Annotated in this window: 20 protein-coding genes and 3 pseudogenes; 12 read left to right on the top strand and 11 right to left on the bottom strand. The window is 70.8% G+C overall.

The window, feature by feature from the left end:
• The first annotated feature begins 11 nt into the window (after positions 1–11).
• Together glpK and ACIHCQ_RS01895 are read left to right on the top strand one after the other, a co-directional pair.
• Positions 12–1,526: a glycerol kinase GlpK gene (gene glpK / locus ACIHCQ_RS01900; protein ID WP_399656796.1), complete on the top strand. Its 1,515-nt coding sequence runs from the start codon at positions 12–14 to the stop codon at positions 1,524–1,526.
• A gap of 96 nt (positions 1,527–1,622) precedes the next feature.
• On the top strand, positions 1,623–1,775 hold the full coding sequence (locus tag ACIHCQ_RS01895; RefSeq protein ID WP_399656794.1) for a hypothetical protein: 153 nt from the start codon (positions 1,623–1,625) through the stop codon (positions 1,773–1,775).
• Between the two features lie 33 nt (positions 1,776–1,808).
• On the opposite strand, the gene ACIHCQ_RS01890 is transcribed toward ACIHCQ_RS01895, so the two are convergent.
• Positions 1,809–1,913: a helix-turn-helix domain-containing protein gene (locus tag ACIHCQ_RS01890; protein WP_399657560.1), complete on the bottom strand. Its 105-nt coding sequence runs from the start codon at positions 1,911–1,913 to the stop codon at positions 1,809–1,811.
• A gap of 192 nt (positions 1,914–2,105) precedes the next feature.
• Positions 2,106–2,363, bottom strand: a pseudogene (locus tag ACIHCQ_RS01885) (hypothetical protein); the annotation flags it as partial.
• A 147-nt stretch (positions 2,364–2,510) separates the two neighbouring features.
• Between ACIHCQ_RS01885 and ACIHCQ_RS01880 the strand changes: the two are divergent.
• Complete coding sequence (locus tag ACIHCQ_RS01880) at positions 2,511–4,922, top strand: penicillin acylase family protein (RefSeq protein ID WP_399656792.1); 2,412 nt, start codon at positions 2,511–2,513, stop codon at positions 4,920–4,922.
• Positions 4,923–4,932: 10 nt separating this feature from the next.
• Here ACIHCQ_RS01880 and ACIHCQ_RS01875 read toward each other — a convergent pair whose 3' ends face one another.
• Positions 4,933–6,462, bottom strand: coding sequence for an ABC transporter substrate-binding protein (locus ACIHCQ_RS01875; protein ID WP_399656790.1), 1,530 nt, complete (start codon positions 6,460–6,462; stop codon positions 4,933–4,935).
• A 7-nt stretch (positions 6,463–6,469) separates the two neighbouring features.
• Positions 6,470–8,500 carry an ATP-binding protein gene (locus tag ACIHCQ_RS01870; protein WP_399656788.1) on the bottom strand — a complete coding sequence of 677 codons (2,031 nt, stop codon included), beginning with the start codon at positions 8,498–8,500 and terminating at the stop codon, positions 6,470–6,472.
• A 170-nt stretch (positions 8,501–8,670) separates the two neighbouring features.
• On the opposite strand from ACIHCQ_RS01870, the gene ACIHCQ_RS01865 reads away from it, so the two are divergent.
• Positions 8,671–9,543 carry a DUF2182 domain-containing protein gene (locus ACIHCQ_RS01865; RefSeq protein WP_399656785.1) on the top strand — a complete coding sequence of 291 codons (873 nt, stop codon included), beginning with the start codon at positions 8,671–8,673 and terminating at the stop codon, positions 9,541–9,543.
• A 67-nt stretch (positions 9,544–9,610) separates the two neighbouring features.
• On the opposite strand, the pseudogene ACIHCQ_RS01860 reads toward ACIHCQ_RS01865, so the two are convergent.
• A pseudogene (locus ACIHCQ_RS01860) lies at positions 9,611–10,274 on the bottom strand (trimeric intracellular cation channel family protein); the annotation flags it as partial.
• Positions 10,275–10,548: 274 nt separating this feature from the next.
• On the opposite strand from ACIHCQ_RS01860, the gene ACIHCQ_RS01855 reads away from it, so the two are divergent.
• Together ACIHCQ_RS01855 and ACIHCQ_RS01850 are read left to right on the top strand one after the other, a co-directional pair.
• Complete coding sequence (locus ACIHCQ_RS01855; RefSeq protein ID WP_399656783.1) at positions 10,549–11,853, top strand: phytase; 1,305 nt, start codon at positions 10,549–10,551, stop codon at positions 11,851–11,853.
• Between the two features lie 21 nt (positions 11,854–11,874).
• A complete protein-coding gene (locus tag ACIHCQ_RS01850) occupies positions 11,875–12,702 on the top strand; it encodes an SDR family oxidoreductase (RefSeq protein WP_399656781.1) in 828 nt (275 codons plus the stop codon).
• 128 nt (positions 12,703–12,830) lie between these two features.
• Here ACIHCQ_RS01850 and ACIHCQ_RS01845 read toward each other — a convergent pair.
• Positions 12,831–12,953 (bottom strand): annotated as a pseudogene (locus ACIHCQ_RS01845) (pectate lyase); the annotation flags it as partial.
• A 117-nt stretch (positions 12,954–13,070) separates the two neighbouring features.
• Between ACIHCQ_RS01845 and ACIHCQ_RS01840 the strand changes: the two are divergent.
• Positions 13,071–13,340, top strand: coding sequence for a barstar family protein (locus tag ACIHCQ_RS01840; RefSeq protein WP_399656779.1), 270 nt, complete (start codon positions 13,071–13,073; stop codon positions 13,338–13,340).
• A gap of 10 nt (positions 13,341–13,350) precedes the next feature.
• Here ACIHCQ_RS01840 and ACIHCQ_RS01835 read toward each other — a convergent pair whose 3' ends face one another.
• Positions 13,351–13,716 (bottom strand): ArsR/SmtB family transcription factor, encoded by a 366-nt coding sequence (locus ACIHCQ_RS01835; RefSeq protein ID WP_399656777.1) that lies wholly within the window; start codon positions 13,714–13,716, stop codon positions 13,351–13,353.
• 125 nt (positions 13,717–13,841) lie between these two features.
• Between ACIHCQ_RS01835 and ACIHCQ_RS01830 the strand changes: the two genes are divergently transcribed.
• The 3 genes from ACIHCQ_RS01830 to ACIHCQ_RS01820 are packed head-to-tail and all read left to right on the top strand — an operon-like array spanning position 13,842 to position 17,188.
• Positions 13,842–15,224 (top strand): FAD-dependent oxidoreductase, encoded by a 1,383-nt coding sequence (locus tag ACIHCQ_RS01830; RefSeq protein ID WP_399656775.1) that lies wholly within the window; start codon positions 13,842–13,844, stop codon positions 15,222–15,224.
• A gap of 55 nt (positions 15,225–15,279) precedes the next feature.
• A complete protein-coding gene (locus tag ACIHCQ_RS01825; protein ID WP_399657557.1) occupies positions 15,280–16,485 on the top strand; it encodes an MFS transporter in 1,206 nt (401 codons plus the stop codon).
• A gap of 40 nt (positions 16,486–16,525) precedes the next feature.
• Positions 16,526–17,188 (top strand): DUF1326 domain-containing protein, encoded by a 663-nt coding sequence (locus ACIHCQ_RS01820; RefSeq protein WP_399656773.1) that lies wholly within the window; start codon positions 16,526–16,528, stop codon positions 17,186–17,188.
• Between the two features lie 56 nt (positions 17,189–17,244).
• Here the strand turns inward: ACIHCQ_RS01820 and ACIHCQ_RS01815 are convergent, their stop codons facing one another.
• Positions 17,245–18,552 carry a PHB depolymerase family esterase gene (locus tag ACIHCQ_RS01815; protein WP_399656771.1) on the bottom strand — a complete coding sequence of 436 codons (1,308 nt, stop codon included), beginning with the start codon at positions 18,550–18,552 and terminating at the stop codon, positions 17,245–17,247.
• A gap of 26 nt (positions 18,553–18,578) precedes the next feature.
• Here ACIHCQ_RS01815 and ACIHCQ_RS01810 point away from each other — a divergent pair, with 26 nt between their 5' ends.
• Entirely contained in the window at positions 18,579–19,730 is a 1,152-nt protein-coding gene (locus ACIHCQ_RS01810; protein ID WP_399656769.1) for a PucR family transcriptional regulator, read from the top strand.
• Between the two features lie 12 nt (positions 19,731–19,742).
• Here the strand turns inward: ACIHCQ_RS01810 and ACIHCQ_RS01805 are convergent, their stop codons facing one another.
• Positions 19,743–20,699: an alpha/beta hydrolase gene (locus tag ACIHCQ_RS01805; protein ID WP_399656767.1), complete on the bottom strand. Its 957-nt coding sequence runs from the start codon at positions 20,697–20,699 to the stop codon at positions 19,743–19,745.
• A gap of 366 nt (positions 20,700–21,065) precedes the next feature.
• Entirely contained in the window at positions 21,066–21,287 is a 222-nt protein-coding gene (locus ACIHCQ_RS01800) for a transcriptional regulator (protein WP_399656765.1), read from the bottom strand.
• Between the two features lie 368 nt (positions 21,288–21,655).
• Here ACIHCQ_RS01800 and ACIHCQ_RS01795 point away from each other — a divergent pair, with 368 nt between their 5' ends.
• Complete coding sequence (locus ACIHCQ_RS01795; protein WP_399656763.1) at positions 21,656–22,075, top strand: TIGR03668 family PPOX class F420-dependent oxidoreductase; 420 nt, start codon at positions 21,656–21,658, stop codon at positions 22,073–22,075.
• A gap of 134 nt (positions 22,076–22,209) precedes the next feature.
• Here the strand turns inward: ACIHCQ_RS01795 and ACIHCQ_RS01790 are convergent, their stop codons facing one another.
• Positions 22,210–22,398: a hypothetical protein gene (locus tag ACIHCQ_RS01790; RefSeq protein ID WP_399656761.1), complete on the bottom strand. Its 189-nt coding sequence runs from the start codon at positions 22,396–22,398 to the stop codon at positions 22,210–22,212.
• Positions 22,399–22,529 lie beyond the last annotated feature (131 nt).

Raw genomic sequence — 22,529 nt, 5'->3', positions numbered from 1 at the left:
GAGGGACGGCCATGCCCGAGTTCGTCGGTGCGGTGGACCAAGGCACCACCAGCACCCGCTTCATGATCTTCGACCACGACGGCAACGAGGTCGCACGCCACCAGCTCGAACACGAGCAGATCTTCCCGCGCTCCGGCTGGGTCGAGCACGACCCCGTGGAGATCTGGGAGCGTACGAACTCCACGATGCAGAACGCCATCCGCCAGGGTGACCTGTCCGCCGCCGACCTGGCGGCCATAGGGATCACCAACCAGCGCGAGACCACGGTCATCTGGGATCCCAGCACCGGCCAGCCGTACTACAACGCGATCGTCTGGCAGGACACCCGCACCGACTCCATAGCCGCGGCGCTGGACCGGGAGCACGGCGACCTCATCCGGCACAAGACGGGGCTGCCGCCGGCGACGTACTTCTCCGGCGGCAAGATCAAGTGGATCCTGGAGAACGTCGACGGCGTCCGGGAGGCCGCCGAGAACGGCCGGGCCATCTTCGGGAACACGGACGCCTGGGTTCTGTGGAACCTCACCGGCGGTCCGAGCGGCGGCGTCCACGCCACGGACGTCACCAACGCCAGCCGCACCATGCTGATGAACCTGGAGACCCTCGACTGGGACGACGAACTGCTGGACGTCTTCTCCATCCCGCGGGCCATGCTCCCGGCCATCAGCCCGTCCTCGCACCCGGAGGCGTTCGGGACCACCCGCACCACCCGTCCGCTGCGTACCGCGGTACCCATCACCGGCGTACTCGGGGACCAGCAGGCGGCCACGGTCGGCCAGGTCTGCTTCCGCCCGGGCGAGGCCAAGAACACCTACGGCACCGGCAACTTCCTGGTCCTCAACACGGGCACGGAGATCGTCCGGTCCGGCAGTGGCCTGCTGACCACGCTGGCGTACCAGTTCGGGGACGCCCCGGCGGTGTACGCGCTGGAGGGGTCCATGGCGGTCACCGGGTCCGCCGTGCAGTGGCTCCGCGACCAGATGCGGATCATCTCCACCTCCGCCGAGATCGAGTCACTGGCCCGGCAGGTGGAGGACAGCGGCGGCATCTACTTCGTACCGGCCTTCTCCGGCCTGTTCGCGCCCTACTGGCGCTCCGACGCCCGGGGCGCGATCGTCGGTCTCGCCCGATTCCACACCAGCGCACACCTCGCCAGGGCGACCCTGGAGGCCATCTGCTACCAGAGCCGCGACGTGGCCGACGCGATGGAGCGGGACTCCGGGGTGGCGCTGGACGTACTGCGGGTCGACGGCGGCGTCACCGCCAACGACCTGTGCATGCAGATCCAGGCCGACGTCCTCGGCGTACCGGTCAGCCGCCCGGTCGTCGCCGAGACCACCGCGCTCGGCGCCGCCTACGCGGCGGGGCTCGCCACCGGCTTCTGGCAGAACACCGATGAGCTCCGCCTGCACTGGCACGAATCGAAGCGGTGGGAGCCGCAGTGGAGCGAGGAGCAGCGGGAGAAGGGCTACGCGGGCTGGAAGAAGGCCGTGGAACGCAGCCTCGACTGGGTCGAGGTCGAATAGCCGGGACGGCGGCGGCGCCTGCGTGTTCCGCTACGTTGAGGGGTGGAAGCGCGGGACATATCGGTTCGTTGTTGAGTTTTGGGGAGGAGAACACGCATGGCGAGTTTGATGAATCGAATCATGGCGTTCGGGCGCAGCCCGGAGGGGCGCCGTCTGGTGGCTCAGGGCAAGCGGATGGCGTCCGACCCGAGGACGAGGAACAAGGTCAAGCAGCTGTTCGACAGGCTGCGCAAGCGACCGCCGCACTGAACCAGGGCGCCGCGTACCGGGCGAAAGCATGGTTCACGGGCCATTGGCCGGGTGCTGGTTGCGGCGTATCTCGCGACTGATGGTCGACGGGCTCCGCTTCAGTTTCGCGGCGATCTCCGCACGGAGACCTTCGCCCACACCTGGTCGGCGATGTAGCGGCGCTCCTCCAGCGTCAGGTGCCGAGACGCAGAAATGACCCGCTCGGCCCGCGCTTTGTGTGCGGGCCGAGCGGGTCTGTTCTGCGTTGGATTGGTGCCGTTGCGCCACCGCTTGCCAGTCCGGCGGTTGATGCCGACGATCCGGCACGCTTCCCGGCTGCTCACGCCTTGATCCATGAGCCGCCACCAGCCGGTGCGGGACCTCGGTCAGGCCGTTGACCGCGCCGAGGCCGGCCATGTCCTCCTCGGGGGTGCCGAGCCCGTTCTCGTCGCCGCGCATGAGGATGTCGGTTCCGCCGTCCACCAGGACGACGGCGTCGACCCCGCCCAGGTGGCCGAGCAGCGCCCGGTAGGCGGCGCGCGGCGGCTGAACCCCCGTGCGGGAGAGCGCGTACACCGTGGAGGGCAGTCCGCGCGGTTCGAGCCACTGCGCGAAGAGAACATCCGGGGGACGACAACAGCCCACCGTGATCCTCCGGCTTACGCCTCGGGGCTTACACCTTGAGGCTGACCCGCTCCCGTCATGTCGTCCGACGGCCCGATGGCACGTGCGTACCACTCGGGCACTGTTTGCCCCATGAGCGAGATCAGCAAAAAACTGACGGTACGTCATCGAGCCGCCGTGTGCCTGGCCGCCGCCACCATGGCGCTGTTACCGGCGTCGGCAGCTGCCGCTCCGGACGACGGCGAGACCGTCGCCGGAGACGGCTTCACCGCCCAGATCCGCCGGACCGAATACGGCATCCCCCACATCCTCGCCCCCGACCACAGCGGCCTCGGCTACGGATACGGCTACGCCTTCGCGCAGGACAACGCCTGCGCTCTGGCCGACCGCGTCGTGACGCTGCGGGGCGAGCGCTCCCGGTACTTCGGCCCCAGCGGTACGCCCTCCAGCGACGCGCCCGAAACCAGCAACCTCGTGAGCGACACGTACTACCGGGGGCTGCGGCAAGCCGGCACCGTCCAGCGGCTGGCCGCCCGCCCCGCCCCGGTCGGCCCGACGGCCCAGTTGCGCAAACTGGTCCACGGCTACGCCGCCGGTTACAACCGCTACCTCCGCGACACCGGCGCCGCCGCGCTGCCGGACCCGACCTGCAAGGGCAAGCCCTGGGTCGGCCCGATCACCGCTCTGGACATCTGGAGCGTCATCTACGACGTCAACGCGACAAGCGGGACCGCCGAGTTCCTCGGCGCCATCGGCACCGCGACACCCCCGACGCCGGGCACCACACCCCCTGCTGCCACCCGCGCCCCCGGCCCGGTCAACGCCGACAACGCCGACAACGCCGACAACGCCGACAACCTCGGCAGCAACGGCTGGGCCCTCGGCCGCGACGCCACTCGCGGCCGGAGCGGCATGCTGCTCGCCAACCCGCACCTCGGCTGGGTCGGCGGCTACCGCTTCTACCAGGTGCACCTGACGATCCCCGGCACGATGGACGTCTCCGGCGCGAGCCTGTACGGCTCTCCCGTGGTCCAGATCGGCCACACCCAGGGCCTCGCCTGGACCCACACCGCCACCAACGACGAGCACGGCACCCTCTACCGCCTGAACCTGACGCCCGGCGATCCGACCAGCTACACGGTCGACGGCAAGACCGAGCCGATGAAGCGCCGGACGGTGCCGGTCACCGTCCGCGGAGCCGACGGCAAGCTGTCCACCGTCGCCCGTACGCTCTACACCTCGCGCTACGGCCCGGTGCTGTCCGACGGCTGGACGGCCACCGCCGCGTACTCCTTCCGCGACGCCAACGCCGACAACCTGCGTTCGATGAACGAGTGGCTGGCGATGGGCACGTCGCAGAACCTGACCCAGCTCCGCGCCGCCCAGGCCACCTACCAGGGCAGTCCCTGGACCCACACCCTCGCCACCGACACCAGCGGCACGACGTACTTCACCGACTCCTCCGCCGTACCGCACCTCACCGACGACCAGCTGGAGCACTGCTCCCTGCCCGGCGGCCCCGGCCGGCCCGACGCGCTCGACGGCTCGACCACGGCCTGTGCCTGGGGCAGCGATCCGGATGCGGTCGTGCCCGGCCTCTACGGGCCCGCCGGCCAGCCCAAACTGACCCGTACCGACTATGTGGCCAACTCCAACAACGGCCCGTACCTCACCAACACCGCCGCGCCGATCACCGGCCTGCCGGGCGTGTACAACACCGCGACCCGGCTCTCCCAGCGCCCCCAGCTCGGGCTCCGGATGATCGAGCAGCGCCGCGACGGGACGGACGGCCTCGGGGCGCCCGGCTTCACGCTGCCCACCTTGCAGGCGACGATGCTCAACAACCGCAACTACTCGGCCGAGCTGGGCCGCGCCGATGTGGTCGCGATGTGCCGGGCCAACCCGGAGCTCACGGCGGGCGACGGCACGCCGGTCGACGTACGAGCGGCCTGCGACACCCTCGCGCGGTGGGACGACCGTGCCGACGCCGACAGCCGCGGTGCCGTGCTCTGGTCGGCCTTCTTGAGGCATCTGCGCGGCAGCGGTCCCGACACCTGGTCGCGGGTGGCGTACGACCCGGCCCAGCCGCTCACCACGCCGCGCGGCATCAACGGCGACGACGTGAAGGTACGGACGGCCATGGCCGACACGGTGGCGCAGTTCGCGTCCGACGGACTGCCGGTCGACACCGCGCTCGGCGACGTGCAGCGGTGGGCCGGGATCCCGCTACCGGGCTGTGCCGGCAGAGAGGGGTGCTTCAACGTCGTCCAGGCGGGCCCCGACTCGGGCAGCAGCGGCGCGGTGTACCCGACCTCACCGGACCACTACGCGTTCGGCGCGAGCTTCGTCATGGCCGTCGAACTCACCCCGCAGGGCCCCAGAACCCGCACGGTCCTCACGTACGGCCAGTCCGCCAACCCCGCGTCGCCGCACTTCGCGGACCAGACCGCGCTGTTCTCGCGTAAACAGTGGGTGACCGAACGCTTCACCGAAGCCGAGATCAAGGCGGACCCGTCCCTGCGGATCACGACCCTGCGCCGCTGACGGAGTCAGGTCACGGAGTCAGTGGGCCGACGAACGCATATCTCCCGGCCCGCCGGCCGCTTTCCCCCGGCGGGCCCAGTTCCACCAGCGCCATCGGCCGCCCCACCGGCTCGCCGCTCCCGCCGCTGTCCGGCGCGAAGGCTATCGGGCCGCTCACCCCCCGTACCGCGTACGTCCCGTTCGTCTGTCCCAGCAGGTCCAGGACCGTCCCCGCCGTGACACGGCTCGGGCCGTAGCTGTCCCGCGCCCTGCGGGCGGCGATGCCGATCGTGTACACCGCGTCGTGCCCGACCATGGCCTGCCCGTTGTCCAGCTCCCCCGCGCCACCGCTGTACACCTCCAGATAGCGCCGCTCGAAGTCCGCGTACGGACCCCGCTCCGGACCGCCGTAGATCCGGGCGGAGGCGTCCGGGTGGGCGTACGCGGTGTAGAAGGCCTTCAGCCCGCCGGCCCGCCACCGTCTGCCCAGCTCCGCCAGCTCCTGCGCGCCCGACTGCCGGCTGGTGTCGAAGTACACGCCCACGGCGCTGGATCCCGAGAGCACGGTCACGGGACAGCGGCGACGGCCTTCGCCCGCTGCCTCGATGAAGCTGCGCAGCTCCCGTCCCCGGGCGGCGAAGTACACCGCGTCCGGCGGCGGGCCGGTCCCGCAGATCTTCTCCGCGACCACCCGCAGCGCGTTGCCCTCACCCTCCGCCTGCCCGGACGTGAACGGCACGATCTCCTCGATCTTCACGCCCCGTCGCGCGGCGGCCGTGATGAACCCGGAGTGCAGCGAGTCGACGTACACATCGTCCACCTTGCTGTCCCGTACGACGTGCAACCGGTATCCGGGGCGCCTGGCCTGCTGCTCCTTGAAGTACCCGGCGGCCGCCGCGGCCTGGGCGGAGGCGGGGAAGGAGACCCGGAAGAAGCCGGGCACCCGGGAGCGCATCCCGTCGGCGGCGACCGTCGCGCCGACCGTCGGCACACCGGCCTGGCGCAGCCTCTCCACCGCCGCCTGCGTGTGGATGTTGCTCTGGCCGATGCCCGCGACCGCGACGAGCTGCTCCTCGTCCTTCCGCTTCAGGAGCTGGTCGACCACGTCGTCGGCGTACGCGTCCCCGCGGCCGGTGTTGGCCACGAGCAGCCGGATGCGGGGCAGGGTGCCGCGTTCGGCGTTCAGTTCGAGCTGGGCGACGTGCGCGCCGGTGACTGCCTGCCGGATGCCCTCCGGGCCGCGGTCCTCGCCGCCGCCGGACATCGACTCCAGGTAGACGACGCTGACCCACTTCTCGCCGGACTCGGCGACCCGGCGGTTCTCCGTACGGATCTTGTCGCTGATGTCCGTCAAGCCGGTGAAGGTGAAACTGCCGTCGCTCACCCCGACGCACTCGCCGCCCGCCTTCTTGGCGATGCCCGGCGCGCATTCGGTGTCGGGCCGGGCCGCCTCCACGATGAAGTAGGTGGCGACCAGCGCCAGGACCACGGCCATGACCGTCCAGGCCACCTTGCGGGACGGCGGCCTGGGCGCAACGAGGGGTGTCTGTGTCGTCGTCATCGTGTCGTCACCGCCAGGGCTCCGGGTTGTACTGCGCGGCCTTGTCGTGCAGGACGGTCGTCCAGGCGACGCTTCGCGTGTGCGTGGTGGCGAGCGTGTGGAAGCGTGCGTTGATCTCCGCGTACAGCGAGGCGTACGGATCACCGAGCGGTTCGCGGTAGGGGTCGCCGACCCGGTCGGTGGCACGGTCGGCGACGGGTTCCGGACTGATCCAGCTCGCCGCGAGCAGCCGGGTGACGGTGCGCAGCCGCGCGCCCACGGCGTCGTCGCTCAGATGCCGTACGAGATACTCGTGCCGTTCCCACGGAGAGTCGCCGCCGACGGACGCGGGCAGCGGCGCGCGCCGCAGCCTGCACAGTTCGGCGCACCAGTCCTCGGGCGCCATCTGCTCGAAGACGGAGTCCAGATAGGCGGCAGCGGCGGGCAGATCGCCGCACGCGAGTGCGTGGTACGCGGCCGACGCGCCGTCGCCGCGGGCCTCGGCCTCCGTACGCAGCTCGGCGTGGACGGCGTGCGGGTCGTTCAGCGCGCTCAGCAGCAGGCGGCGCAGCAGCGGGTGCGGGGTGCCGGTCCGGCCGTCGGCGGCCGGGTCGCCGGTGTCGAGGTGCATGGTCCGCAGCTGGTCCCTGCGGAAGGCCTGGAACTCCGTACGCAAATGGTCCGTGGTCTCGTCCTGCAGCCAGCGGGTGACCAGCGCTGCCGCGAGGTCGGGCGCGGCGGCTGCCCTGGCCAGCGCCGCCCGCAGCCCCTCCGGCGGGTCTATCGGGAGCAGCCTGTCCAGCAGCCCGGTGACGAGGGCGGAGGAGGGCTCAAGGGCCCGGCGCAGCCGCTGGTCCCACTCCACGGTGGCGGCGAAGCCCTGGAGCGCGGCCAGCAGGCGCGCGGTGCCCTCCGGCTGGCCGCGGGTGATCTCGTACACCGCCCAGCCGAGCCAGCGCACGCCCGCCTGACCGCGGGGAGCGGGCGCCGAGGACGACTGGAGTACCTCCTTGGCCTGCTGCTCCACCTCGTTGCGGGTCAGGCCGCGCAGCTGGCCCACGCACAGCCCTTCGGCCACGTTCTGCGGCGTGAACGCCTCGCCCTCGGCCCAGCGTCCGGGGTACGCGTGGCTCGTGTGTCCGGCGTGCTCCCAGCCGAACTCGACGTGCTGCAGGGCCTCCGGGTAGCTGCCCGCCATGGCGACGATCACCAGCGGGTCGGGGCCGGGGTCGGAGGTGGTGGCCGGGCCGCGTTCCTCCAGCAGCAGCCGCAGTACCGACCCGCCCAGCTGGTTGTCCACGTTGTCCAGGAGCAGCAGGCACCGTACGGCCCAGTCCTTCTTGGCGTAGCAGCGCCGCAGCTCCTGGAGGAACACCTCGCACAGGACGCGTTCGGTGCGTCTGCGGTCCTCGTCGGCGCCGCCGTTGTACGCGAGGTTGAGCTCGATGAGGAAGTCCAGCGCCGAACGTACGGCGGAGGCCCGCCGGATGGGCGACAGCCGCCAGTACACGCGCCCCTGCAGCCAGCGCCGCTCCCCGATGGGAAGCAGCTGGAGCGCGCCGGTCAGCGCGCCGGGCAGACCGACGATCGAAGCGGCCACCTGCGCCACCTGGTTGACGTCCGCGAGCCACTGGGAGCCGGACCACGGGGAGCCGGGCCCGGACAGTTCCTGGCTGAGGCGGCGCCGGGTCGCGGCCCGGTCGAGGGGGTCGACTTCCGCGCCGAGCGCGGTGCACACCAGCCGGAAGGCGGGTAACGCGATGCGTGGCACATGCTTCTTGCGCGGCTCAAGCCCGAAGGCCACCGCCTTCAGTACGTCGACGGGCTGCTGCTCCTGCCGGGCCAGCTCGGCGACATCGAGCCGCACCACCGGCGCCTTTCTCGCCCAGTCGGCGAAGGCCCGTAACAGCGTTGTCTTACCGCTGCCGCGCGGGCCGAGCACGAGGGTGACGGGCTGCTGCCGTACGCCCCGCCCGCTGTCGCGCGGCACGAGCAGCGACTCGATGTACGACTGCACCGACCGGTCACGTTCGGACTCCCCGGCCCAGTCCCGTGGCATCAGCGTGCCCCCTGTCCCCCGTCCGTGACCCTGCGGGTCGGCCGCGCCCTGAGGCGGCTGGGGCCATGGTGGTCCCCCGGGGCGGCGCGCACAATCCCCGGTGTCGGGCCTTGTGATTCTGTGATCTGCTGGGATGGAACTCCTGGTTCCTGGTTGCTGGGAGGTTTGCCATGCCGCGCCTCCGTCTCGCCCGCGTCCCGCACCTCCCGCACATCCCGCGCGGTCCCCGCCTCGCCTCGCCGGTGCCCGACGGGCCGGAAGCCCTCCTGCCGAAGCGTGATCTGGCGGTCGCCTGGATCCTCATGGTGCTGCTGGCGGCCCTGGCCTGGCTGCTCACGATCGGCCAGTCCCGCGATATGGGGATGCGGCCCGGGACCATGGGGCTGGCACTTCCGCTCTTCCTGCTGCTGTGGGTGGTCATGATGGTGGCGATGATGCTGCCGTCGGTGGCGCCTGTGGCGATCACCTGGGTACGGGCGATCAGCCGTCGTTCGTCGGGTGCGGTCCGCGCGCTGCGGATCACCGGATTCGTCGGTGGCTATCTGCTCGCGTGGACCGGTTTCGGGCTGCTGGCGTACGGCGCTCTGGCGGCGACCGGGCGGCTGGTGGACGCCGGTCCCGGGGCCGGGCGCTGGATCGGCGCGGCGGCGTTCCTGCTTGCGGGGCTGCATCAGTTCGGGCCGCTGAAGCGGGTCTGCCTGCGACACTGCCGCGCCCCGATGGCTCAGCTGCTCCGGTATTCGCACTTCCGGCCGTGGGCGAAGGATCTACGGGTGGGCGCGCACCACGGGCTCTACTGCGTCGGATGCTGCTGGGGCCTGATGATCGTCCTCATCCCGCTCGGTTTCATGAACGTGGCGGCGATGGCGGCACTGGCGGCAGTGATCTTCTTGGAGAAGCTGTGGCGGGGCGGCCCGTGGCTCACCTGGGGGGTCGGCCTCGCATTTCTCGTGCTGGCCGGACTGGCTCCGTTCCAGGACTGGCTGTTGCCCGGCCTGGAGATGCCGGACGAGATGTCGCATGAGATGTCGCATGAGATGTGATCCGTCGACCGGCCGGAAGGCGGGTCGACAGATCAGGGGGTGTCCGGACGGCGGTGTGCTCGGCCGTGGCCGCCTGCTGGCGCAGACCGGCGAAGGGGGTGCGCCACATCCTCGACCGGGGCGTGCGCCAGCCGCGGCGGAGGGCGAGCAGCCACAGGAGGAAGGAGAGCAGAGCGGCGCCGACCGCGGTGAAGATGTTCAGTGCCTCGACGGCGTGCAGCAGCGCCACGGAGCCGGTGCCGACGAGGGCCGGAAGTGCGTACAGGTCACGGTTCCAGCGGAGCGGAGAGGGCGTTTCGAGCGCCAGCAGGCTACTGAGGACGCCACCGCCGACGGCGGTCGCCGCCACCCAGTGTCGTGGCGGCGGGGAGTTCGAAGCCATGAGTGAGCGCCTTGATCGTTCCGGTGGCGCTGAACAGTCCCAGTGCCGCCGCGTCGAACCCGTCGAACAGGGAGCCGTCATGGTGGATGCTCGCGCTGAAGAAGACGATCAGGGCCGCACTGATCGGTGCCAGCCAGTAGCCTAAGTCGACAAAGGCGACGGGCGTGACGCCGATGACGAGGTCTCTGAAGAGTCCTCCGCCCAGGCCGGCCGCTTCAGCGAGGATGATCGTTCCGAAGATGTCGAAGTCCTTGCGGACCGCGAGGAAGGCTCCGGCGAGTGCGAAGGCGAAGATTCCCAGAAGGTCCATCGCATACTGGACCCAGTAGTTGAGTTCGCTCACCGGCATTGCTTGTTTCTCTTTCCCAGCTGGTCGGGGGCTTGATGTTCACAGCCTGTGCGGTGAACCGTCCTGTCGGCCCTGGCCTGCGGAAATGACCCTCCCTTGGAACGCGCGGCTGGGATGGGGGCACGCTGCGGGTACATGGTCTTTCGGCGAGTTCACGCGCCGAACACGACCGCATCATCTGGATGACAGCCCAGCGTCGCCCCTTGGCCGGAAGCTCCCTGACGACCCATCGGCAGATTCGTACTCGACAGTTGAGGAAGCGCCAGTGAGCCCCATGAGCCCAGTGAGACCGCATCGCTCTCCCCGTACGGCAGCAGCCGCCGCCGCTCTCGGCGCCACGCTGGTCGCGCTTCTCGCGCCGTCCTCCGCGCAGGCACATCCGTCCACCACGCTGCCGACCGTGACCCCCACCGCGGAGACCGCCGCCCTGTACGACGACGAGGCGGGCTCCAACTCGGACGCCGACGACCCCGCGATCTGGCGCAACGCCGCCGACCCGGCACGCAGCCTCGTCGTCGCCACGGCGAAGGAGGGCGGACTGCGCGTCTACGACCTCGACGCCAGACTGGTGCAGTCGATTCCCGCGCCCGCGCCCCCGGGCGAGGAGGACGCGCCGGGCCGGTTCAACAATGTCGACACCATCTCCGACCTCGCCGTAGTGAGCGACCGGGGCAACGACCGGCTGCGCTTCTACCGCATCGACCCGTCACGCCCGGGACAGCCGCTGACCGACGTCACGGATCCGGCGGCCTCCCCGGTGTTCTCCACGGACCAGTCCGACATCAACGAGCAGCGGACCGCGTACGGCCTGGCGACCTGGCAGGACAAAAGCACCGGGCGTTCGTACGCGCTCGTCAGCCGGCGCAACCGGACCGGGATCGCGCTGCTGGAGCTGAAGCGGACGGCCGCGGGCACGGTCGGCTACCGGAAGATACGTACGCTCGAACTCCCCTCCTCCTTCCGGCTGCCCAACGGCACCAGCTGGAGCCCGTGCGCCGAGCCCGACGAGCTGCCCCAGGTCGAGGGCATGGTCGTGGACCCGGCCAACGGCATGCTCTACGCGGGCCAGGAGGACATCGGCATCTGGCGGATGCGTGCCGATCTCACCGCCGCGCCGGTCCTGGTCGACAAGGTCAAGGAGTACGGCGTCCCCGGCGTCTACGACGAGGAGACCGAGGAGTGCGCGCCGGGCGCCGACCCCGGCTACGGCGGCAAGCGGATCGCGGCCGACGTCGAGGGCCTGACCCTCTTTCAGGAGCGCGACGGCGACGGTTATCTGCTCGCGTCGAGCCAGGGCGACAACACCTTCGCGCTGTACGACCGGGAGCTGTCCGAGCGCAATGAGTACGAGGGCGGTTTCCGGATCGGCGCGGCCTCGGCCACGCTCGACGGCAGCGAGGAGTGCGACGGCGCGGCCATCCTCAACCAGCCGCTGGGTGCGCGCTATCCGCGTGGCCTCCTCGTCGTCCAGGACGGGCACGAGACGCCTGCGGCCCCGGACGGAGAGGGCGGCGAGCGGGAGGCGACCGGCTTCAAGTTCGTTGATCTCGGCGCGGTGGTGGACGCTGCCGACATGTGAGTGGTCGATACGCTCCCCGGCATGGCGATGAGGAACGCGCGTCCCGTGGACATGGGTTCGGCACATGTGATCGTGACCGGCGGGTCGAGCGGCATCGGGCTGGCCACGGCCCGGCTGCTCGCCGGGCGCGGCGCGAAGCTGTCGCTGATCGCCCGGGGGCGGGAGCGTCTGGAGGCGGCGGCGAAGGAGCTGTCCGCCGCCGCGAGGGCGGCCGACGTGTCCGACCAGGCGGGCCTCACGCGCGCCATCGCCGAGCTGGAGGAGGAGCAGGGGCGGCCCTGCGACATCCTGATCACCTCGGCCGGGCTCGCCCGGCCCGGGCACTTCCTGGAACTCCCGGACGAGGTCTTCCGGGAGATGATCGAGGTCGACTACTTCGGGACGCTGTATGCCCTGAGGGCCGTCGTGCCCGGCATGGTGGAGCGCGGGCGGGGAAGCGTGGTGGCGGTGTCGTCGGCCGCCGGGCTGATCGGGATCTTCGGCTACAGCGCGTACGGGCCGGCCAAGTTCGCCGTACGCGGGCTGATGGAGTCGGTACGGGCGGAGCTCACACCGCACGGGGTGTACGTCGGCGTCGTCTTCCCGCCGGACGTGGACACCCCGCAGCTCGCCGAGGAGAACCGGTGGAAGCCGGCGGAGACGCGGGCGGTCGGCGGGACGATCAAACCGCTCACGCCGGAGCAGGTCGCGGCGGCGATCGTGGCGGGCATCGACCGGCGGCGCTTCGTGATCTGCCCGGACACGGGCACGCGGACGCTGGCGCGGTTCGGCAGTGTGCTGGTGCCGCTGCTCAACCGTGAGTTCGACCGCAGGGTGTCGGCGATCCGCAAGGCGGCCGGGAGGGCCTGAGGTGGCGGGCCGCGATGAGGAAATCGCGGCCGCCACCATGGACTAGCCAACACAGGCTTACTTGTATGTGACGTCCGACGTGCTGTAGCGGCAGTGCGTACCGTCCGGGCCGCTGCCGAGCTTGGGCTGACCACGACGTGGCGCTTGTACTGGGTCTTGCAGTTGCCGCAGGAGCGGTAGAGCTTGCCGAAGTCGGCGACCTGGAAGTTGCGGATGGTCAGCGTGCCCGCGCCGTTGTGCTGGAAGACCCGGTACGGCGGCGATGGCCTTAGACCGAGCGATGCCGGTGTCCTGACCGAAACCATCGGTCAGGACACCGGTCAGGAAACCGGCGGGACTCACGGCTCCACCTACGAGAAGATGCCGGGATGATCACCATCGATGTCGGCTCGGTCGCCGATGAGGACGAACTGCACGCACTGCTGAAGCGGGAGCTGGGCTTCCCGGACTTCTACGGCATGAACTGGGCCGCGTTCTGGGACGCCATCACCGGCCTGGTGCGGATCCCCGAACATGTGCGCTTCGTCGGCTGGGGGCAGCTGGCCGAGCGGGTCCCCCACGGCGCGGAGATGCTCGGGCGGGCACTGGATGACTACCGCGCGGAGTACCGACCGGAGCACCTGGTCGAGCGCGTGTGACGCGCATGGTTCACGTGCGCAGGTCGAGCATGGCGGACATGGCCGCCACCACGGACGGCGCGACCTGGTAGTAGACCCAGGTGCCGCGCCGCTCCGAGGTCAGCAGCCCGGCCTCGCGCAGCTTCTTCAGGTGGTGCGAGACCGTCGGCTGGGAGACGCCGACGTCGGAGATGTCGCACACACATGCCTCGCCGCCCGCGTGCGACGCGACCTTGGAGAACAGGCGCAGCCGCACCGGGTCGGACAGCGCCTTGAACATCGCGGCCATCTTCTCCGCGTCGGCCTGTGACAGCTCGCTGGAGGTGATCGGCGGGCAGCACGGCACCACGGCCCCCGTGTCCAGGACCGGCAGTTCCACCAACTCTGACTTCGACATGTGTCTATGTTGACACTCGTCGATGCGAGTGGCAAGCTCCAGACAGCGAAGGACATCGACAGGTATCGAAGCAGGCATCGGAACAGCGGCCGGTCCGGCCGCGTACTTGGGAGGACATCACCGCCATGACCACCACCACTTCAGATCTTCCGGTCGTCGTCATCGGCGCAGGCCCCGCCGGGCTCGCCGCCGCCGCCCACCTGACCGAGCGCGGTATCACGCCGCTGGTCCTGGAAGCCGGCCCGGCCGCCGCGGCCGCGGTGCGCGAGTGGGGCCATGTGCGCCTGTTCTCCACCTGGGGCGAGCTCACCGACCCCGCCGCCGAGAAGCTCCTCGCGCCGACCGGCTGGGTCAAGCCGAACGCCACCACCTACCCCACGGGGGCGGACTGGGCCGAGCAGTACCTCCAGCCGCTCGCCGACGTCCTGGGCGAGAACGTCCGCTACCACGCCACCGTCACCGGCGTCTCCCGCACCGGCCGCGACCGCATCGTCGACGCCGACCGCGAAACCCAGCCCTTCGTCCTGCACTACACCACCGCCGACGGTGATCGCGTGGCTGAGGAGCGCGTCTTCGCCCGCGCCGTCATCGACGCCTCCGGCACCTGGACGACGCCAGGACCGGCCGGTGCCAGCGGCCTGCCCGCCCTCGGCGAGCGGGCGGCGGCCGACCGGATCACCTACCGCGTCCCCGACCTGAAGGACCCGGCCGTACGCGCCCGCTACGCCGGAAAGCGCACCGCCGTCATCGGCTCCGGCGCCTCCGCGTTCACCGCGCTGGCCACCCTCGCCGACGTAGCCAAGGACGAGCCCGGCACGCACGCGGTGTGGATCCTGCGCCGGGGCATCAGCGGCTCCACGTTCGGCGGCGGCGAAGCCGACGAGCTGCCCGCGCGCGGCGCCCTGGGCCTGGCCGCCAAGGCGGCCGTCGACAACGGCTACGCCGACGCGGTCACCGGCTTCCGCACCGAGACCGTCGAGCGCGCCGCGGACGGCCGCCTGCTGCTGGTCGGCGAGGACGGCCGGCGCCTGGACCCGGTCGATGAGGTCGTCGTCCTGACCGGGCTCCGCCCCGACCTGTCGTTCCTGTCCGAGATCCGCCTCGGCCTGGACGAGCGCCTCCAGGCGCCGACACAGCTCGCGCCGCTGATCGACCCCAACCAGCACTCCTGCGGCACCGTCTACCCGCACGGACACCGCGAACTGTCCCACCCCGAACCGGGTGTCTACCTGGTTGGCATGAAGTCCTACGGCCGCGCCCCCACCTTCCTGGCCATGACCGGCTACGAGCAGGTCCGCTCCGTCGCCGCGGCCCTCGCAGGCGACACCGAGTCCGCCGACCGCGTCGAACTCACGCTCCCGGACACCGGAGTGTGCGGCGGAGCCGGGCTGTTCGACGACCCCGACGCCACCAAGTCCGAAGAGGGCGGCGGTGGCTGCTGCGCCCCGGCACCCGCCCTCGTACAGCTCGGCGTCGGAGCCCCGGCCACCACCTCCGGTGGCTGCTGACCGTGAGGTGACCGAGGCCCACACCACCAGCGAGGCGGCGACGGACACGACTGACATGACGGTCGCGACGGTCGCGACGGGAACAGGGCACCCGTCGCGGCCCGCCGCCGCCCTGCCCGCGCTGTGCGCCACCCAGATCACCGGCTGGGGCATCGTCTACTACGCCTTCCCCGTCCTGCTTCCCCGCCTGACCGCGGACACCGGCTGGTCCACGAGCGCCGCGACCGCCGCGTTCTCCGCCGCCCTGCTGGTCTCGGCCGTCGCCGGAATCCCCATCGGCCGCATCCTCGACCGCCGGGGCCCCCGCGCCGTGATGACCGCGGGCTCGATCCTCGCGGTGGCCGCCATACTGACCGTCGCCCTGGCCCCGAACCTGTACGTGTTCACCGCCGCCTGGCTCATGGCCGGCGTCTCCATGGCCGCCACCTTCTACCAGCCCGCCTTCGTGGCCCTCACCCGCTGGTGGGGCCCCGACCGTATCCGCGCCCTCACCATCGTCACCCTTGCCGGCGGCCTGGCCAGCACCGTCTTCGCACCCCTGACGGCCACCCTGGCCGCCCACCTCGGCTGGCGCACCACGTACGCCGTACTCGCCGTCATCCTCGCCGCCGTCACCATCCCGGCCCACGCCCTGGCCCTGCGCGGCGCCTGGCCCCAGGCACCACCGGCTCCCCCCGCCACCAGCCGCACACCGACCGCCCGCAGCCGCCCCTTCCTTCTCCTCACCCTCGCCTTCACCTTCTCCGGCTTCGCCATGTACGCGGTTGTCTTCGGCCTGGTCCCGCTGCTCACCGAACGCGGCGCCGACCCGACAACCGCCGCGTGGGCGCTGGGACTTGGCGGACTCGGCCAGACTCTGGGCCGTACGCTCTACGCCACCCTCTCCCGCAGGACCGGCGTCACCGCCCGCACCACGATCCTCATCGCGGCGGGCGGAGCCACCACAGCCGCGTTCGCCCTCGTCCCCGGCCCGATCCCGCTGCTGATCGTCTTCGCCGTCCTCGCCGGAGTCGTACGGGGCAACCTCACCCTGCTCCAAGCCACCGCGGTCACCGACCGCTGGGGCACGGCCGACTACGGCCGCCTGTCCGGGCTCCTCAGCGCACCCGCGAAGGTGGTGGCCGCGCTCGCACCCTGGGCGGTAGCCGCACTGGCCGGACCGCTGGGCGGCTATCCGCACCTCTTCGCGGCCCTCGCGGCCCTGTCCGTCGCGGCAGCGGTCCTCGCTCTCGCAAGCGGGCGAGGCGCATGCTGGAAATGAGGAGGTCGAGAAGGTCGAGGAGGCTGAGGAGGTCAGCGAAATGACCGATGAAGCAACAACAACCACCAGCCCGGCCTGGCATGTCACCGGCGACTGGTTCGATACCTGCAAGTGCGCCATACCCTGCCCCTGTACGTTCGCGCAGCCCCCGACCGAGGGCGACTGCGAGGGCGTGCTCGCCTGGCACATACGCGAGGGCCGATACGGGGATGTCCAGCTCGACGGGTTGAACGTCCTGATGCTCGGGTCCTTCACCGGCAACCCATGGGCCGGCACATACACGGACGCGCATGCCGCCGTCTTCCTCGACGAGCGGGCCGACGAGCAGCAGCGCGATGCTCTCGGCGCGATCTTCGGCGGTGAGGCGGGCGGCTGGCCGAAGGAGTTCGGCGAGGTCTTCGCCCCCGAGATGCGCGGTATGGACATCGCTCCCATCAACATAAAGATCGACGACGACCTCGGGTCGTGGAGCGCCGAGATCCCCGGCCGGGTCACCGCCCGCGCCGAGGCCCTCACCGGTCCCACCACTCCAAAGGGCGCGCGAGTACAGGTGCACAACGCGCCCGGCGCCGAGGTCGGCCCGGGGCAGATCGCCACCTGGGGCCGCGCCACCGCCGACCAGGCCGATGCCTTCGGCTTCAGCTGGAACCGCAGCGGCAAGTCGAGCAAGCACTTCCCGTTCGACTGGAGCGGCCCCGACTGACCCACCAGCGGAGCCCGGTCCCGGCAGCGTCCCGCCGAGACCGGGGGCGGGTGCGGTCAGGCGATGGTGCAGACGGCTCCATTCAGTGTGAAGGAGGCCGGTTTTCCGGTGTTGCCGTTGTGGCCGGCCTGGAAACCGATCTGAGTACCGGCTCCCGGGGCGAGCGTGGCGTTGTGCGAGACGTTGGTGGCCGTCACAGCGCCGCCGGCCGGGCTGTAGTTCGCGTTCCAGCCGGAGGTGATGGTCTGGCCCGCGGGCAGGGAGAAGGCGAGGGACCAGTTGCTGATGGGCGAGTTGCCGGTGTTGGTGAGCGTGATGGACGCGGTCAGGCCGGTGTTCCAGGCGCTGGTCGTGTAGCCCACCCGGCAGGCCCCTGTGCCCGGGTCGGGGTCCTGCGGCGTGGTTCCGTCCAGGCCGAAGAACGTGATGGCCCGGGCCGCCATGCCCGCGGTCGGCAGGGAGTGGCCGACGCCCTGGAGGCTGATGGCCTCCACGGGTGCCTGGTTGCCGGTGCCGCCGTAGCGCGTACGCGTCCAGTTGGACTGCGGCGAGTCGGTGTACGCGGGCGTCCGGCTCACACCATGGACGTTGGTCCACTGGTCGATCTGCTCAGTGAAGTTCGGGTAGCGCAGGGTGCTGTCCTGGGTGCCGTGCCAGGTCTGCATCCTGGGCCGGGCGCCGCTGTAGCCGGGGTACGCGGCACGGGCCAGGCTGCCCCAGTCCTGCGGCGTCCTGTCGACGGTGCCGTTCGCGCAGGCGCTGTTCCAGCCGGATCCGTCGGTGGTGGCGAAGCAGGAGTGCGGTACGCCACTGAAGGCAGCGCCCGCCTTGAACACGTCGGGGTAGTTGCCCAGCAGGACGTTGGTCATCATGGCGCCGGAGGAGGCGCCGGTGACGTAGGTCTGGCCGGGGTCGGCGTTGTGTCGCTGTTGAACGTAACTGATCATCGACCTGATGCCCACCGGGTCGCTGCCGCCGTCGCGCCGCAGGGCCTGCGGCGAGGAGACGTCGAAGCAGTTGCCGCTGCGGGTCGCCGACGGGTAGACGACGATGAACCCGTACCGGTTGGCGAGTGAGGCGAACTCCGTACCCGAGTAGAACGCGGGCCCCGAGCCCGTGCAGTAGTGCACGGCCATCAGCACGGCCGGGCGCGCTCGCACGTTGTCCGGCACGTACAGGTGCATCCTCAGATTGCTCGGGTTGCTGCCGAAACCGGTCACCTCGGTCAGTGTGGCCGCCGACGCTGGGGGCGCGGCGAGGGCGAGGAGAAGGCCTGACAGCAGGGGTAAGACCCCGGCGAGTAGCGCTACCAGCCGTGCTTCAGCTCGGCGTATGGATCCTCGGTGCATGGATCTGTCGGTCATGTTCCCGTCCTTCCTAGACTGCGGCTGTGAAGGGACTGCTGCTGCGGCTGTCGGCGCTGGACGCGGACGCCGCCACCGCCGTACGCGTGATCGCCCACTTCGAGGCGCTGCTCGGCGGCGGCCTCGACCCGGTGTCCCTGACGCGGTCCACCGCCGGTCTGGCCGGGTGCGCGGCGGGCCTGGAACTGCCCGACGGGCGCGCGGCGCGGTTCGGCCCGGACGGCGCCGCCCTGCTGGGCGGGCCCGAGCAGGTCTCCGGCCGGGTGGACCTGGAACCATCCGGACGGGTCTGGCTGGAGCGCCCCGGCGCGCCGGGACCGTTCGACGAACTGGTCCTGGAGTGGATGGCCATCACCGCACGGGTACTGGCCGGCCGGCCACGGCAGAACCGGGTCCCCCGGGCGGCCGACCCGGCGCTGGTCGAACTGGTGCTGTCGGGCCGGGAGGACGCCGCGGACCGTACCCGCGCGCTGCGGCTGCTGGGCCTGACCCCCGAGGGCCCGCTGCGGGTGGTCGCGGTGGCCGGTGGCCCGGAGACGAACGTAGGGATGGAGGCGGTGACACTGCTGGGGCGCGGCGCGCTGCGGGACACGGTCCGGGTGGCGCGGGTCGGCTCGCTGGGGGCGGTTCTGGTGCAGGGCGGCGGCGGCCCGGACGGCCGCAGTACCGCCTCACCGGCCGCGGAGCTGCGGGCGGCCCTGCGCGAACGCCTCGGCGACCGGGGTCCTGTCCGTAAGCCCGCGCACGGAATACGTACGGGAGTCGGCGGCGCCACCGACCCACTGGACGCGCGGGCCTCCTGGTCACAGGCGCGCTCGGCGCTGCGGTTCGCGGTGGCGGGCGGCACCCCGGAGGAGGCGGTGGCGGACCACGACGAACTCGGCCCTGTGACGCTGCTGACGGACATCCCGGTGGAACGGCTGCGGGCGCAGGCGGACGTACGGCGGCTGGGAAATCTGGCGTCCGAGGAACTTCTGGTGGCCCTATCCGCTTTCTGCCGTACGGGCTCACTGCGGCAGGCGGCCGGGGAACTCCACCTGCACCACAGCTCGGTGGCGGCGCGGCTGGCGCGCGTCGAGAAGGAGTTGGGCTGGCGGCTGCGCGACCCGCAGGACAGATTCCGCGCCCAACTCGCGCTGTACGCACTGCGCCTGGCTTCCGACGGCGACGATGAATAAGGGCTCACCAACTCACCGCCCCAGTGCCCCGCGCAGCACCGCGATCGCCTCGGCGGTGGCGCGCCGGATGACGGCGGCGTGCTCGACGGCCCACGCGCCGTGGAAGGTGCCGGGGATGAGATGCAGCTCTGTGGGTACCGCGGCGGCCAGCAGGGCGCGGGCGTAGTCGATGCCCTCGTCCCGCAGCGGGTCGAACTCCATCACCGAGACGTACGCGGGCGGCAGCCCGGCCAGGTCCACCACTCCGGCGCGGGCGGGCGCGGCGTACGGGGAGACACCGGCTGTGCCAGGCACCCCGTCCCCCAGGTAGGCATCCCAGCTGATGCGGGCACCGCGCCGGTTCCACACGGGGGTATCGGTGAACAGCCGGGCGCTCGGGGTCTCCAGCCGGTCATCGAGCGCGGGGCTGCACAAATGCTGGAAACAGATGGCGGGCCCACCCCGGTCACGAGCGAGCAGACTCAGCGCTGCGGCCAGCCCGGCTCCGGCGCTGTCACCCCACAGGGCGATCCGGTCAGGCCGTACGCCCAGGTCGTCGGCGTTCTCGGCGAGCCAGCGCAGCCCGGCGTAGCAGTCCTCCAGGGGCGCGGGGAAGGGATGCTCGGGGGCCAGGCGATAGTCGACGGAGACCACCAGGGCCTCCAGCTCGCGGCAGAGCAACAGGTTCCAGTCGTGATCAACGTCGGGCGACCCCAGGACGAACCCGCCGCCGTGCATGCCGTACACAGCGGGGAGCGGCCCCCGCCCCCGGTCCGGCCGATAGATCCGCAGCCGCACGGCGGGCGCACTGTCCGGTCCGGGGACGAAGACCTCTTTGACGTCCACCCCTGCGGTGTCGGCCGCCGCGACGACTGCGACGAGCTGCTCCGCCTGCGCGGCCCGGGCCGCTTCCACGTCGGTGATGTCGACCTCGGGCATCATGGAGAGTGCCGCGGCCAGCTCGGGATCGAACCGGTGGTGCGAGAGCATGTCCCTCCTCCGGTCGTCGTGCTGAGACGGTGTCACGGGAGGTGCTTCCGCGTCATCAGACGCGCGTCGGGAGAACGACGGCCTGGGCCCGACACCTTGGCATCCGAGGCGCGACTGTTGCATATATGCAACAGTCGCGCCATGCGCAGTGAGGCGTTGGGACGACTCTCCGAGATCTCCCAGTACCAGGGGGGCCTGCTGTCGCATCGCAGCGCGGCGGCCCCGGGGCAGGTCCCGCGGCTGCAGCCCCTGCGACGCCGCTTGCCGCGATGTGAGCAGGCCCTACCTGTACTGGGAGACCTCCGAGAGCCGCTCCATCGCCTCGATACGTGTGGCTCGACCGTTGCACATCTGCGACGGTGAGGTTTACGTAGCAGCCCGGGTCTTCGGGGCCAGCTCGGTGAAGGCACTCTCCCAGACGTCCCGGATGTCCCGGCTGATCAGTGTGCGCAGGACGGGCCACATGCTGACGAGCAGGTCACGATTGAGGTACTGAACCAGGTCGTTGTGTGTGCCCTCGGCCAGGACGACCCGGTAGCAGCTCATCCGCATCACCGGTTCCGTGCCGTCCAACCTGGCGGTTGTCATCCACGGCAATGTGCCCGGCTGCGACCGCGACGGCTGGTACCCCGAATACGCCCTGCCAGAACGAGAACTCTTGCCGGCTGAACAGGCATGGTCGAACCTCATGGATCCCACCGACGCAGCGACCATGTTGAACGACGAACGTTGACCTTGCTCCCCCAGTAGCGGACACAGACGCAGTTCCGGCGCGTGTGCTACGGATTTGCCAGGCACCCGGCGCGTCAGCGGCACGATCGATGAAAATCGCCCGGCCTGGCATGGCGCAACTGTTGCAGGTACGCAGTGGTCGAGACGTGCGTAGTGAGGCAATCGGACGGCTGTTCCCTGTGTCTCCACTGCCTGGCTTCCCTGACGCTGGTTACGGTCGACGCATGCGGCTTGGTCCCGAGGATGCGCGGCAACGGTTCGAGGCGGCGGCGGTTGCTCGTCTGGCCACGGTCAGCGGTTCCGGCGTACCGCATCTGGTGCCGATCACCTTCGCCGTGGATGACGATCTTGTCTGCTTCGCGATCGACCACAAGCCGAAGAGCACCTGGGATCTTCGGCGGCTTCGCAACATCCACGAGAACGACCGAGTGTCAGCGATCGTTGATCACTACGACGACGACTGGTCGCAGCTGTGGTGGGCACGGGCTGACGGACATGCCGAAGTGGTCGAGCGCGGCAAGCGGCGCTCTCGACTCGTTGAGCTGTTGCAAACGAAGTACGCCCAGTATCGCGAGCATTCCCCAGAAGGGCCGGTTGTGGTGATCAAGGTGAGTCGGTGGTCCGGCTGGTCGTCCTTTACGTGACCGTGCAGGACCTCACCTTTGGGGAATCAGGTATCCGATGTCCCGCTCCGTTGGCAGCCTGCCTGCCAACGTCGATGCGTCGGTGCGGCCGGAGACCTCGAAGCCGATGACACCGAGGCTGAGTCGCCGGACGCCTATCGCTTCTGGGCCCTGTATCGCTTGAGGAGGGCGGTGATCTTCTCGTGGTCCGCACCGCGGTTCAGTTCAACGAGGAGATCATCAGGACAGAGTTCGAAGAGGTCACCCCACCACCGGCGCCCCCGGTTGTCCCAGATTCGATAGCCGCCAGGCACACCCCTGGCCACGTACCGCCTCCTGCTCACAGCGCACCCCGATGAGTCACTGTCGTCGTCTCACGGTCTGGGCGCTCACGTAATTTCCCCGGGGGCGGCTCATGTATTGGGACCAGTCGGGGGCTGTGCGGGCCAGGCCTGCTGGGCGGTCGATCAGTATA

Source organism: Streptomyces sp. NPDC052236, from assembly GCF_044548015.1.
In the GTDB taxonomy this organism is placed as follows: domain Bacteria; phylum Actinomycetota; class Actinomycetes; order Streptomycetales; family Streptomycetaceae; genus Streptomyces.
This window is presented reverse-complemented; position numbering and strand designations above follow the sequence as displayed.